The sequence below is a fragment of the Robiginitalea rubriflava genome, assembly GCF_052540725.1.
Window position 1 is genome coordinate 2245460 of the sequence record NZ_CP199309.1, and the last position, 13880, is coordinate 2259339.

9 protein-coding genes are annotated in these 13880 nt (G+C 48.0%); 4 read left to right on the plus strand and 5 right to left on the minus strand.

Translation table 11 applies throughout. The annotated features are described in order from the left end of the window. Window positions 1-43: 43 nt before the first annotated feature. Window positions 44-733 carry a two-component regulator propeller domain-containing protein gene (locus ACT6NU_RS10145; protein ID WP_445381557.1) on the minus strand — a complete coding sequence of 230 codons (690 nt, stop codon included), beginning with the start codon at window positions 731-733 and terminating at the stop codon, window positions 44-46. A gap of 8 nt (window positions 734-741) precedes the next feature. Beyond that, on the minus strand, window positions 742-7356 hold the full coding sequence (locus ACT6NU_RS10150) for a sensor histidine kinase (RefSeq protein WP_445381558.1): 6615 nt from the start codon (window positions 7354-7356) through the stop codon (window positions 742-744). A gap of 193 nt (window positions 7357-7549) precedes the next feature. On the opposite strand from ACT6NU_RS10150, the gene ACT6NU_RS10155 reads away from it, so the two are divergent. From ACT6NU_RS10155 to ACT6NU_RS10165, 3 genes are all read left to right on the plus strand, one after another. Further along, window positions 7550-8053 carry a metallophosphoesterase family protein gene (locus ACT6NU_RS10155; protein WP_445381559.1) on the plus strand — a complete coding sequence of 168 codons (504 nt, stop codon included), beginning with the start codon at window positions 7550-7552 and terminating at the stop codon, window positions 8051-8053. 148 nt (window positions 8054-8201) lie between these two features. Next, window positions 8202-9014, plus strand: a complete 813-nt coding sequence (gene truA, locus ACT6NU_RS10160; protein WP_445381560.1) for a tRNA pseudouridine(38-40) synthase TruA — start codon at window positions 8202-8204, stop codon at window positions 9012-9014. Further along, complete coding sequence (locus ACT6NU_RS10165; protein ID WP_445381561.1) at window positions 9007-10773, plus strand: ABC transporter ATP-binding protein; 1767 nt, start codon at window positions 9007-9009, stop codon at window positions 10771-10773. The genes truA and ACT6NU_RS10165 overlap by 8 nt, the downstream gene beginning before the upstream one ends. Here ACT6NU_RS10165 and ACT6NU_RS10170 read toward each other — a convergent pair. The 3 genes from ACT6NU_RS10170 to folP all read right to left on the minus strand — a co-directional run bounded on the left by ACT6NU_RS10170 (window position 10770) and on the right by folP (window position 13217). Then, window positions 10770-11480 carry a DUF3667 domain-containing protein gene (locus ACT6NU_RS10170; RefSeq protein ID WP_445381562.1) on the minus strand — a complete coding sequence of 237 codons (711 nt, stop codon included), beginning with the start codon at window positions 11478-11480 and terminating at the stop codon, window positions 10770-10772. The two genes, ACT6NU_RS10165 and ACT6NU_RS10170, sit on opposite strands and share 4 nt — an antisense overlap. A 73-nt stretch (window positions 11481-11553) precedes the next feature. Continuing rightward, window positions 11554-12339 carry a diadenylate cyclase gene (locus tag ACT6NU_RS10175; protein ID WP_445381563.1) on the minus strand — a complete coding sequence of 262 codons (786 nt, stop codon included), beginning with the start codon at window positions 12337-12339 and terminating at the stop codon, window positions 11554-11556. A gap of 50 nt (window positions 12340-12389) precedes the next feature. After that, window positions 12390-13217, minus strand: coding sequence for a dihydropteroate synthase (gene folP / locus ACT6NU_RS10180; RefSeq protein ID WP_445381564.1), 828 nt, complete (start codon window positions 13215-13217; stop codon window positions 12390-12392). Between the two features lie 102 nt (window positions 13218-13319). Between folP and ACT6NU_RS10185 the strand changes: the two genes are divergently transcribed. After that, a complete protein-coding gene (locus ACT6NU_RS10185; protein ID WP_445381565.1) occupies window positions 13320-13880 on the plus strand; it encodes a DUF1599 domain-containing protein in 561 nt (186 codons plus the stop codon).

Consider the following 13880-nt stretch of genomic DNA (forward strand, 5'->3'; position numbering starts at 1 on the left):
AGGAGAAATAAATACAGAATATAGCGGTTCTTTTTTTTCATGATCATCTCATTTTCTGAATAGGAAGTAAAACGATCATGGCTGTCCCCCATCCCCGGACTTTTTCTGCCTTTAAATCCCCCCCATGTCCTTTGGTTACCATATCATAACTCAGCGAAAGCCCGGGTCCGGTACCCTGCCCTGTGGGCATGGTGGTAAAAAACGGCTGGAAGTGGGTAAACTTTCCGGTTTTGGGGTACAATCGGTCTACACTCTTATTGGTCCCCACCCATACAAGACCGTCCCTGTCTACCATTACGACGCTGACCGTATTATCAATCAGGCTTGCTGGATCATTCGGATCATTAACATAATGGGTAAACGTCTGGGTTTTCGGATCGAAACAATCCAGCCCGCTGTCATTATACCCGATCCATATCACCCCGTTCTGTTCGCTTGCCAGGCATTTGGGATAATACCCCCCGATGCCATCTGGTTTACCGGGATCAAAGGCGAACTCCTCAATGGTACTTCCATCGTACCGGAGCAGGCTGCGGTTGGTTTGGTCTGAAAACCATAAATAGCCGTATGAATCCTGTGTGATGGCATTTATCTTGCCCAGTTTTACCTCATCAACTCGTGTAATCAATTTGAAGTTGACCCCCAGATTTTGTCCGCTGAGTTGCGCAACGCAAAAAACCGTCAGCAAGAAACCAAAACAACAATAAATGGTATGAAACTCTGGGTTTCTCATGTTTTTTTCTAGTTGGCCGTTATTGGTATTTCCATTATAAACTCTGTTCCTTCTCCTGCAATTGAATTAAAATAGAGGTTTCCGCCATGACCCTTGGTGACAATGTCAAAACTCATACTGAGGCCCAACCCGGTTCCCTGCCCTGTGGGCTTGGTGGTAAAAAAGGGCTGGAAGATTTTTTCCCTTGCTTCTTCAGGGATACCGTTTCCATTATCACGTATTGAAATAAGGATGTGTTCCCCGTTGCTTTGGGTTTTAACACTTACAGTGGGCTTAAAGCTGCTTTTGGCGGAATCTTTCAAATGGTGTTGCTTTTCGTTTACTGCGTAAAAGGCATTGGTCAGCAGGTTTAACAGTACCCTCCCGATATCCTGAGGAATCAGTTCCACCTTTTTGATACCCTCCTCGAAGGCCGTCTCAATGGTGGCATTAAAGGATTTGTCTTTGGCCCTTAGACCGTGATAGGCCAGGCGTACGTATTCATCTGCCAGGACGTTGATGTCAGTGGGTTCTTTTTTACCGTCCCCGCTGCGACTGTGTTGTAGCATCCCCCTTACGATACCATCTGCCCGCTGCCCGTGGTGTACTATTTTTTCCAGGTTCTGGATGAGGTCTGCGGTAATGGCCTTTACCTCCTCCATATCGCCACGGGCCAGTTCTTCCTGTAACTCTTCCAGCAGTTCTTTGCTTACCTCCGAAAAATTATTGACGAAATTCAGGGGGTTTTTGATCTCATGGGCAATACCTGCTGTGAGTTCCCCCAGGCTGGCCATTTTTTCAGACTGTACCAGCTGGTTTTGAGTAGCTTTCAGGTCGGCCAGGGTTTTTTCCAGTTGCCTGAAATCATCGTAGCGCGCATAGGCTACCGAAAATGCATTGGCAAGGGATTGGACCAGCTCAATTTGATCGGTATCCAGATGAACCTGACTGCCTACATAGAGCATCCCCTGGTTAAAAGGCAGCATGTGGAGCACCAGGTTTTCGGGGGCATTTTTGCCAGACTGGTAGCGTTCCTGGTCATCGACCAACCCGTGCTCAATAAGCTGTCGTGAAAAATCCAGGAAGCCCTGCCGGTCCCATACAGTGCGGAATACCTCCTGCATCTGCCAGCTTTTCACCATTTCGTCAAACACAGGAATAACTCCGAACCCGATTTGCCAGGCAGCCAGGGATTCGCCTTCGGGGTTCGAAAGGAATGAAAGGATTTTTTTTTCTTTTTCATTGACGATAAAGACCCCGCAACGGAAAAACGGCACGCCCAGGGTGGTTAGTTCGTTCCAGACAAGAGGGGTTATGCGTTTTAAGTCTGCTGCCGAACGCATGCTGGAGATCTCCCCCCGAATCCGTTCAATAGAGGCCTGTTTAAGGGCCTCCCCGGCGCGTTCCTCTGCTTTTTGTAAATCCAGGTAACGGGTGTAGGTTTGCCCGAAGACGGTTGCAAAGCGTTCCAGGATACGGATGATTTCGTCTGGCAGAGGAGATTCCGTAAAGGTGAATAAAAACCCGTCTGCGAAAGGAATACTACGGTGATTCACGATTTTTGGAAGCTTGTCCAGATCGAATTCCGCAGGATAGTCGGGTGCCTCAGTGAGGTTGCGGAAATAATCTTTTAGGTCTTCTCCCTCAAGTTTATAGGTGAAAAAAGGATCTGCCTGATCCCAGGCACGTTTCGCTCCCACCAGCAAGGGATGCGTTGTCATATCCAGCGAGCCCTTGTGCAGAATGGTTTTGGAAGTCTCCGGGATGGATGCCGTCCAGACTTCCATGAGATCAGACTGGCTCAGGATGCCGATGCCTGCCCGCATGGATTTGTCTAATCCCAGCCCCAGCAGCTCTTCAAAAAAGGTGATAACCGTATTGGCAATGTCATCGGTGTTGTGCATGGCCATGGTCTTGGCCCGAATACGCTCCAGGGCCGCTTCAATCTGGGATTCCCTTGCTTGTTGCTCAGCTCTCTCCAAATCCAGGAATCTGGTATAGGCCTGTTCAAAAACCCTGCCCATACGCCTTAAAACATCGTTGTCCTGGTCTGAGAATGGCTTTCCGTGGTGATTGATGATAAAGATGCTGGTGTGTTTGAAGACGGCACAGGAACGGGTGTATCCGCCGGGTCTGCCCAGGATTTCATTTTTTTGGGGGGTTGGTGTTTTATTATAGGGAGGGTTTTTGAAAAGCTCCTCAAAAAAAGCCTTTTTCTCTTTTTGGGTAAAAGATTCCGTGAAAAAACCAGGCCCTTTCTTTATTCCTTTTAGTATTTCCGTGTAAATGGGCATATCTAAAAAAGGAATGTGTACTCTTTCAATATAATGGGCAGCACCGCCGGCGCCCCAACACAGGAGCTCCCTATCAATGTCTTCGTTTACTGTAATGAAGGCCCCTCCGCTAATATCCAGTTGCAGATTGAGGAATTGATCGTAAACGGTTTTGATCACCTCCTGCAATTCGGAACTGTTGTGCATGGCCAGTGAACGTCCCCTTACCTTTTCAAGGGATGATTCAATCTGAGCCTCTCTGGCCTGGGCTTCGGCGCGTTTGATATCCAAAAAGCGCGTATAGGATTGTTCAAAGACCTTTCCGAACCGCATCAGGATTTCATTCTCTTGGTCAGTGAATGCTTTCTTACTGTATCGGAAAAACTGTATAAAGGAATTTTGATTGAGAATAGTGGTCCTGGATATCCCCGGGCTGTCATAAATAAAATCTTGCCGGGCTTTGGGCACATCCAAATGATTCGATTTATTGAAATAATGGTTAAAAAGCAGGTCCTTCTGTGCTTTTGTAAGCTGATCTGAGAACACCCTTAAATTCTTCTTTCTGGCACTACGTATTCTGTCAAAGGCAGCACTGCGGAGATAGGGTACATAAACCTTTTCGGTCTTCTGGTAAACTTCCGGACTGTTTGAGGAGATTGCCAGCCAGATATACCAGTCTTTTGTATTTTCCTTTACCTCATTAATCATGGCAGCATCCATATGGATGCCCAATTCCCCAAGTTGCTCGCAGAGTTTGGTAATCACTTCATATAACTGACTACTGTGGTGCATGGCCATAGATCGGGCCCGTACCCGTTCCAGGGCCGCTTCGATCTGGGCTTCCCGTGCTTGTTTTTCGGCTTTTTGAAGATCGTGAAAGCGGGTGTAAGCCTGGTTAAATACCCTGGCAAAGCGTGTAAATAGTTTTTCGTCCTCATACTCCTCAGTAGTAATGATTAGCAGATAACCTTGGGAAAAGTAAGCTGCATGCCACTTTTGCCATTTTGGGAATGAGTGGTGGGCCTCTAGCATGGATTCGAAGATCGGACGCGTTTTTGGAAGGGATAACCAGTACTTGTAGTGGGTTTCCAGTTCGGTTCCCCCGGCAAAGGTGGCGAACTGCTCCAACCCCTTTTGCCAGCCCTCGTACAGCTTTCTATGAGCTGGATCTTCTGTATGAGGCATGGATACCGGAGGCACTACTCCGTGCTCATTGGCAAACCAAACCTCGTCATCTGTTGAATTAGGTTTGCAGATTACAACCCCACACCCCCATAAGTGTTCCGTCAAAGTGCCACCCAGGCCCCGAAGTTGCTTGAATAACACATCGGCCACATCCACTAATTCAGAACTTTTATGCATGGCCATGGTCTGGGCGCGTACCCGTTCCAGGGCTGCTTCAATCTGCGCCTCCCGGGCCCGTTCTTCAGCGTTTTGTAAATCCAGGAAACGCTGGTAAACTACGCCAAATTCACTGGCAAAACGGCCCACAATAACCTTTTCCTCTTCGGTGGCAGGACGTGTATGGTTCATGCCAATATATCCAAAGCGACAATGTCCCTGTGTGGTAAACAGGCCATCGGGGAAATCGGACGGATATATTTTATGCCCTTCCGGAAGCGCAGTCATTACTACATCCATGATCTCCCAGACAGCCGGGAGTATTTCGGGTGGATATTCGATGCAATCTATGGTGTGGTCACCTCCTTTTTTCCAGTTTTCAAAGGAGGCCTTCCAGCTTTCCACCGCTTCAATATCGATGATCTGTTCGGCCAGGACCTTATTGCCGGGGCTGGTTGTGATCCGCAGGCTGAAGGTTTCGTTTTCTTCGTCAAAGAGGGTCAGGTGGGTTAGTGCGGGGTTGATTCCCAGAAAATCAAATTGTTCAAACAGCACACACAGTACATCCCCCAATTCTTCTGTTCCCTGCATGGCCATGGCCTTAGCACGGACGCGTTCCAAAGCCAGCTGGATTTCGGCCTCCCTTGCCTGAATCTCAGCCTTCTGAAGGTCCAGAAATCGGGTATAGGTTTGTTCAAACACATTGGCAAAGCGTTCAATTATTTCAAGGGATTCCTGCGCAGGGGGCTCATTGGTGGTGATCCCGATACAGCCTTGCGCAAAGAATACTGAATTGATATATCGGTGTTCTTTTAATTGCGTTTTATCAAATGGGATTCCAACTTCCCGATGCATGTAGCTTATCCATTGCTCCAGCTTCTTTCCGTGCAAATGCTGAACGATATATGGCTTTTTTCCCCAGGCTTCGTAAACTTCCTTTACCACCGGTGACTGGTCTACATGAAAGTTAAATTGCTTGTTTACCTCGTGGCCTTTCTGATCGGTAACCCATATTTCAAATTGCTTCTTTTCCGGGTCGCCAATTGCGATGTTAAATCGCTCCGGTGTATATATCAGCTGGCTGATCTGTTCGAACAAAACGGCCGCCACTTCGCCCAGTTCACTACTATTGTGCATCGCCATGGTTCGTGCCCGAACCCGTTCCAAAGCAGCTTCAATTTGAGATTCGCGGGCCTGTGTTTCGGCCTTCTGCAGGTCCATAAAGCGGATATAGGCTTGCTCAAAAACCCCGGCGAACCGTTTCAGGATCTCTGCATCCTGTTCGGTATATGGTTGGTCATTATAGCGCACTATCTGTATCCCGGAATTTTTTTTAGGGGCGATCAGGGTGGTGAATGCGTCTGAAGACACCATCTTTTTTTTGAGCGCTTTCGGAAATTCCCCATGGGTGAGCAAGCGATCTATGTATTCCTTTTTGACCTGCCCCGAATAGGTTCTTGCGAACAATTCCGGCCGGTCTCTGAGCATCTTATTGTAATCGCGCTGTACTTTGGTTTCTTCGTTATAGGGAATGCGCAGGGCCTGACCCATTGGTGCCCCGCCTACCCATACATCGTAATCCTGCTTTGCTTCAATGGCCCCGCTCATCCCAACAGCATCCATTTCAAGCCCCAGCGCACTTAGCTGTTCGTAAATCGCATTGGCCACCAGCTGCATTTCACTGGTGCTGTGCATGGCCAGGGACTGGGACCTTACTTTTTCAAGGCATGCTTCAATTCGTGCTTCCCGGGCCTGCTGCTCTGCTTTTTGGATGTCCAGAAAACGCGTATAAGTCTGTTCAAAGACTTTTGCAAATCGTTGCATGATGGCTTTATCCTCTTCTGTAGGTTCTTCTACCGTAGTTTTGCTAAGGAAACCATAGTTGTGACGCGCCTCGAGGAATTCCAGTCGATTATTCTTGAGCTTTTTCTGGGATTTGGTAAAGTAATTTGAATCGGTTATCTGATCGCAAGCCTCCATAAATTGATCCACTTCCGTCATTGTTTTAAGCGACGTATAGGAGAAAGTAGCGCCCGATTTCCAGGATTTAATGGCAGTTTCTTCAAATGGGGCGGTGGGCATCTTAAAATGGGTGGGTTCCTCGTAAATACCGTCTAATGGCGAGAACCAGACATCTAAATAACCCTCCTCCAAATGGAAAATGTTTATCCAGGCCTGCTCGAAAGGGATATTCAGCTGCTTTAACTCTTCAAAGAGCACCTGTACCACTGATGCGATATCCGCTGTTCTATGCATGGCCATGGAGGCAGCCCGGACCCTTTCCAACGAAGCTTCGATTTGGGCTTCCCGGGCCTGGGCTTCCGCCTTCTGGATATCTAAAAAACGCTGGTATACCCTGCCAAATTCAGTGGCAAAACGAGTGAGTATTTCAATTTCTTCCTCTGTGGGTTTAAGTGTGTGGGTATACCCGATATACCCGAATTTGCAGTGCCCCTGCACGCTGTAGCCTCCTTCCGGGAAATGCTCGGCTGTCAGACGTTCTTCCTCGGGCATGGCAGAAAAGGTCTCCTGCATAAGGCTGAACAGCTGACGGGCGTCCTCCTGTGAATAAAAGAGTATTTCTACATCCTCAGAGTCCCCCCGCTTCCATTTTTCATATAACTCCTGCCAGATTTGCATCCCCGCTATAGCTACTTCCTGCTGAGCCTGAATCCGATGCCCTGAAGTCCCTGTAGACTGGTAGGTGAAGGTATTTTTATCGGGGTTCCAGAGGGTCAGCCATACGGTGAGGGGTTTTATACCCAAAAGATCAAATTGCTGGAAAAGCAGGCTGAGCACATCGCTTATTTCATCCGAAGACTGCATGGCCATGGACCGGGCCCGCACGCGTTCTTGAGCTGCTTCTATTTCCAGTTCCCGCTGTTGGGAAAGCAGTTTGTTTTCATTTTCTGCGAGCAGGTTTTCAGTTTCCCTCAATTGTCCTAGCAATTCCTCCTTTTTTTCAGGGGAAATAGACCTGGAAGCGGATATTACATCCTTGAGTTTATTCAGGTTTGGATTCATGCGCATGGAGCGGTCCTAAATTTAAATCCAACGGATGTTTGCCAGTAATTCATCGGGAATGAAAATTGTGGTGGCTCACCTGAGGTGAAGCTATTCTTGCAGGAAGTTACTAAAAAACCATCGATTGAAACTTAATTTTTAATTCCTGAGGCTCATATAGTTCAGGCACCCTTTTTATATTTGCCCCTTAGCCAAGCAAATGACCAGGATATTATTATTGTCCGATACCCATGGCCACATAGATGAGCGGATACTTACCTATGCCGGGGAGGCCGATGAAATTTGGCATGCCGGGGATATCGGTTCCCTTGAAGTTACCGATGCCCTGCAGCAATTAAAAACGCTCAGGGGGGTCTATGGGAATATAGACAATGACAAAATAAGACGGGAATTTCCTTTGGATAACCGCTTCAGTTGCGAGGATGTGGCTGTCTGGATTACGCATATTGGAGGGTATCCGGGGCGCTATCAGAAAAGGGTTCGGGAGGAACTGAATATAAATGCACCAAAGCTTTTTATATGCGGACATTCACATATCCTGAAAGTGCAATATGACAAACGCTTTAATCTCTTACACATGAACCCTGGGGCCTGTGGTGTTTCCGGGTTCCACCAAATTCGCACCATGTTGCGTTTTGCGGTTGACGGCAGTGATATCAAAGACCTGGAAGTAATCGAACTCGGGAAAAGGGGGAAGGTCTGAACAGCCCGGAAGGCGAAAGAGATAAGCAGGGCTTAAGTACAACTTAAGGGGCACATAATTTTCGGGCCCCGGGGAAGCCCCCGCCCCCTGACTACAACTTACCCGTTCCCACTGTAAAAACCAATCAGTTCAGCAAATACCCGCTTCCATGAAAAAGGAAGGCCAAAGGAGGTCTGATTCATTATCTTTGCACTCCCATACCCACAGACCTATGCGGTATTTTATGGAATTTTCCTATAACGGGGCCAACTACCATGGCTGGCAGCGGCAGCCCAATGCCCTGAGCGTACAACAAGTGCTTGAAGAGCGCAGCAGTACCCTGCTGGGTGCCCCTGTAGCCCTTACAGCGGCCGGGCGTACAGATGCCGGGGTGCATGCCCGGAAAATGCTGGCGCATTTTGACCTGGAGGGACCGCCGCCCGAAGACTTTATAGCCCGGCTGAATGCCTTCCTTCCCGCTGATATTGCGGTAAAAAGCATTGTACCTGTATCCGATGAAGCCCATGCCCGTTTTGATGCGCTCAGCCGATCGTATGAATACCACCTGGTACAGGAAAAAAACCCGTTTGCACAGGAATCGGCCTGGCATGTAAACCTCCCTTTGGATTTCGATGCCATGAACCGGGCTGCAGCCAGTATGATTGCATTTAAGGATTTTAAAGCCTTTTCCAAGGCGCACTCGGATGTTAAGACCTATAACTGTGAGATTAGCCGTGCCGAATGGGTAGCCTCCGGGGAGCTGTGGATCTTCCATATTACAGCAGATCGCTTCCTTCGCAATATGGTTCGGGCCATTGTCGGCACCCTGGTGGAGGTAGGGAAAGGCCGTCTGACGGTGGCAGATGTTAAGACTATTATAAAAAGCAGGGATCGGTCTCGTGCGGGGGTTTCTGTACCTGCAAAAGGGCTATATTTGACGGAAATCGTTTATCCGGACCGGATATATCAAAGCAATGGATAAAGAAACAGGAAAAGCTTTTGACCTCTTTTTGTTCAGGCGGGTGCTGGCCTACACCAAGCCCTATATGCTTACCTTTTACGGAACGGCCCTGGCGGCGATCCTGCTGACAGGTTTTTCGGTTTGGTCCCCTCTTATTCTGCGGGATATCATAGATGATGCCATTGCGGGCAAGGACAGGGAGTTGCTCTTCAACCTTTCGCTGCTGATGCTGGCCGTTTTAGTGGGGCAGGTAGTTTGCCAATTGCTCTTTACCTACTATGCCAACTGGCTGGGGGAATCGGTTATCAAGGACATGCGGATCAACCTTTTTAAAAAGATGATCGGTTTTCGGATGCAGTATTTCAACAAGTCATCCATAGGGGTGCTGGTTACCCGTTCAGTGGCCGACCTGCAACGGATAGGGGAAATTTTTTCACAAGGTTTTTTTACCATTGTGGCTGATTTGCTCAAGATGCTGGCAGCGTCCCTGATCATGCTGATCCTCAACTGGAAACTCGCGCTTATAGTCTTTGCAATCCTTCCGGTTATCCTCTATGCCACCCGGTTGTTCCAGAAAGCGATGAAAGTGGCTTTTACGGAAGTGCGCGCCCAGGTTTCCAACCTGAACTCCTTTGTTCAGGAACGATTAACGGGGATGAAAATCGTACAATTGTTTACCCGGGAGGCCATAGAATCTGAAAAATTCAGGAAGATCAATGAAAAGCACCAGAATGCCTGGTTAAAGACAGTCTGGTACAATTCCTTCTTTTTCCCGGTTGCTGAAATAGTGACCTCCATAGCCATCGGGCTGGTAGTTTGGTACGGAGGCCTGCAGAATATCGCCAACATCGATCAGGATATAGCGGGAACTATTTTTGCCTTTATCCTTTTTATAGAAATGCTCTTCAGGCCACTGCGGCAAATTGCAGATAAATTCAATACCCTGCAGATGGGAATGGTGGCTGCCAGCAGGGTATTTAAAATCCTGGATACCGACAGCCGTATAGAAGATACCGGGACTATAGAAGTGGAGCACATGGAAGGCGCCATCTCTTTTAAAGATGTGCGTTTTGGGTATGTAGAAGATGAGGAAGTCTTACACGGGATTTCTTTTGAGGCCAAGCCCGGGGAAAAAGTGGCTATCGTTGGGGCTACAGGGGCCGGAAAATCTACGATTATTAACCTGCTGAACCGGTTTTACGAAATCCATTCGGGCAGCATCTTTTTGGATGGGCATGATTCTAAATCCTACAAACTGGCTTCCCTGCGGAATAACATTGCCGTGGTATTGCAGGACGTCTTTTTGTTTGCAGACACCATTGCCAATAATATTTCGCTGCGCGACCCCAATATAGCCCGGGAAGACATTGAAGAAGCGGCCCGGCAGATAGGCGTTCACGAATTTATCTCCAGCCTGCCAGGGGGATACGAGTACAATGTAAAGGAAAGGGGAAGTATGCTTTCCAGCGGTCAGCGGCAGCTTATTGCCTTTTTAAGGGCCTATATGCGTAACCCCAGTATCCTTGTACTGGATGAGGCCACCTCTTCAGTGGATACCTATTCCGAACAACTTATACAACGAGCCAGTGAAAAAGTAACCGAGGGGCGCACTTCCATCATCATCGCCCACCGCCTGGCAACCGTCAAGAAGGCAGACAAAATACTGGTAATGGAGGCAGGTGAAATCGTTGAAACAGGTACCCATAAATCTCTGCTGGCCAAAAACGGCTATTACAGCAAGCTGTACGAGGCCCAGTTTATGGCGGAAGAGGTTGCCTAAACGCCCTTATTGGGCACGAAATCCTTTAATTCCAATATCCCGGTCAGGAAAAAGATCAGGTTAAGCAGAAGAGAGATTCCAAAATAGCCTATTAAAAAGAGGATAATAAAGATAGACATCCGAAAAATCTGCCTTCTCAGTTTTCCTCCATTAAAGCGCCCAAGGGCGTATAAAGTATAACCTAAAATCATTAGGAGACCAATAAGGGAGTATCCCATATAGCCTTCAGGGGCGAAGACTAAGAGAACCAAGCTTATTGGAAAACTGAAAATACTGTAATGGGCCAACACATAAGTAGCCGCTGTGGTGTATTCGGGCAGGTTATAATCATTCTTATTTAAAACAAGATATCCAGCCAGAGCAATAATTGGTATGTATAGAAGAAAAATCAGGGCATTGTACTCTATAGTTACGTCCATGATTTTGCGAGTGGCATCCGTGCCCATTCCAAAACCAAATAATTCCATATCGATTTTGTCAATCTGCCACTTCATTACAAATAGCAGGATTCCGGAAAGGGCCAGCGCAATTGCCAGGTAATTCATGGGGTTTACATACCGGCGACGGACCCCTTCAATATAAGCTTGCAGCACCGCACCTGGTTTTACAAAAAGATCTCTAAAAGTCTGTAAAAAGGTATTGTCCAGGTTGAAGTAATGGTCGTAAAAATCGGAGGCCAGTCCCTTGAAGGTAATCCGTTTCAGCACAATTTTTCCACCGCAGCCGGGGCAAAAGGAAAAATCAGTTCTCAGGGTGGTTTTACAATTCTTACACTGCATCTTAATTCAGGTCTTTTCGGATCATTTTGCCGAGTTCGTCCATATCCTTATAGAGTACAAACTCCCCGTTTTTGATATAGGAAATCAGCCCGGTTTCCTCGCTTACCACCAGTGCCAGTGCATCCGAGCGCTCTGTGATACCCACTGCCGCACGGTGCCGCAGCCCGAATCGCTGCGGGATGGAACGCTCCCGCGATACCGGGAGTATCACCCGGGTAGCTACTATGTAATTCCCTTTGATGATGGCCGCTCCGTCGTGCAGGGGGCTGTTTTTGTAAAAAATACTTTCGATTATGGGCTGATTTATCTCAATCTCCATGGGGTCGCCCGAAGAGCGGATAAAATCCAGGGAGGTATCCCTTTCAATGACCAGGATGGCCCCTGTGCCGGTTTTTCCCATCCGCTCACAGGCACTCATTACTGCATCCACATCCAGCAGGGTGCCCAATCCCTCCTGTTTTAGGAATTTAAAGTGTTTGATAAAACGTTTTTTATTCGCAAAGTTCGTGGAGCCGATGACCAGGAGGAATTTTCGGATTTCCTGCTGAAAGACAATGATCAGCGCAATTAAGCCTACCTGCATAAAACCGCCCACCATGCTGCTGGTCATTTGCATATCCAGAAGCTCGGTGAGTTTCCAGAACGCCCAGATGATCACAATCCCGATAAAAATATTGATGGCAACGGTACCTCGCACCAGGCGGTAGAAGTAAAATAATAACACAGCTACCAGCAGGATGTCTATAAAATCCGTTACCCTGAAATCCAGAAAATTTAAGAAGTCCAATCTGCGCAGCTTTTTGTAAAAGTAGAAAAATTAACAGAACCAGCTTCCATTTACTCTGCTTGAAGTTGCTGATGCAGCCGGACGCACTGAACCGCTTCTTTTACGTCGTGGACCCGCAAAATATTGGCGCCGTTCTGCAGTGCGATCATGTGCAGGGCAGTGCTGCCGTTAAGGGCTTGCCGGGCAGTTATATCAAGGGTTTTGTAAATCATGGATTTCCGGCTGATCCCGGCCAGGATTGGGACCTCCAGGATTTCCAAGGTCCTTAGTTCCCTAAGCAGGACAAAATTCTGCTCCCTGGTTTTGGCAAAACCAAAACCAGGATCGATAATACAATCGGTAATCCCGAGGGCCCGGGCTTCGGACAGGCGTTCTGAAAAATAATAGCGCAGATCGATCAGCAAATTATCGTACTCCGTCTGCCGCGCCATATTTTGGGGAGTTCCCCTCATGTGCATCAGGATACAGGGTACGTTCTTGTCAGCTATTAAAGGTAACATCCCGGCATCCCTGAGGCCCCCGCTGATGTCATTTACCATGGCTGCCCCGGCCTCGAGGGCCTGCCGGGCAACCTGAGAACGAAAAGTATCTATGGAAATAAGTGCCTCCGGGTGGGCCAGTAACAGCTTTTCGATTACAGGGAGCACCCGGTCTGCCTCCTCGGATTCCGAAATATCCAGAGCTCCCGGCCGGGAACTGTAGCCGCCTATGTCTATAAAGTCTGCCCCCTCCTCCAGCATGGTCTCAGCCTGCCTGAAGGCTTGTTCGGGTATGTTGTACTGCCCGCCATCGTAAAAGGAATCAGGGGTGCAGTTCAGAATACCCATTATTTTGGGGATGCTGAGGTCTATAAGCCTGCCCTTACAACAAATCGTCATAAATCAATACCTTTGGAAGGTTTAGTCGGATTGCTCCGAGAAAAAAAGTACTTTTAAGCCCTGTTAAAAGTCGCAGGAAAAGTACATAAATTAAAGCAACCTATGAAGGAAACTTCAAAAGCTTATGATCAGGTAATTGCCAGGTGCCGTAACCTTTTTGGACGGAAAATGAAGGATTACGGAGCCGCATGGCGTATTCTGAGACTGCCCTCCCTGACAGACCAGATCTTTATCAAGGCCCAGCGGATCCGCAGCCTGCAGGAAAAGCAGGTTCAAAAGGTGGCCGAAGGGCAGGAGGCCGAATTTATCGGTATCATCAATTATTCTGTAATGGCCCTTATTCAGCTTGAAAAAGGGGTAGTGGAAACCCCAGATCTGGATACCGAGGCAGCCCTGGCACTTTTCGATATACACATTGACCGGACCAAAGCCCTGATGGAGGCAAAGAATCACGATTACGGGGAAGCCTGGCGGGATATGCGGGTTAGTTCGCTTACCGATCTGATTCTGCAGAAACTGCTGCGTGTAAAACAAATAGAAGACAATCAGGGAAAAACGGAAGTTAGCGAGGGGGTGGATGCCAATTATCAGGACATCATCAATTATGCGGTCTTCGCTATGATCCACCTGGAAGAGAATAGCCAACCTGCCCTAAAATCCTGA

Bases quoted from the DNA above. Each gene is read 5' to 3' on its own strand.
- ACT6NU_RS10165 (WP_445381561.1), top strand. From the start codon at position 9,007: ATGGATAAAGAAACAGGAAAAGCTTTTGACCTCTTTTTGTTCAGGCGG.
- ACT6NU_RS10150 (WP_445381558.1), bottom strand. From the start codon at position 7,356: ATGCGCATGAATCCAAACCTGAATAAACTCAAGGATGTAATATCCGCT.
- folP (WP_445381564.1), bottom strand. From the start codon at position 13,217: ATGACGATTTGTTGTAAGGGCAGGCTTATAGACCTCAGCATCCCCAAA.
- truA (WP_445381560.1), top strand. From the start codon at position 8,202: ATGAAAAAGGAAGGCCAAAGGAGGTCTGATTCATTATCTTTGCACTCC.
- ACT6NU_RS10145 (WP_445381557.1), bottom strand. From the start codon at position 733: ATGAGAAACCCAGAGTTTCATACCATTTATTGTTGTTTTGGTTTCTTG.
- ACT6NU_RS10155 (WP_445381559.1), top strand. From the start codon at position 7,550: ATGACCAGGATATTATTATTGTCCGATACCCATGGCCACATAGATGAG.
- ACT6NU_RS10185 (WP_445381565.1), top strand. From the start codon at position 13,320: ATGAAGGAAACTTCAAAAGCTTATGATCAGGTAATTGCCAGGTGCCGT.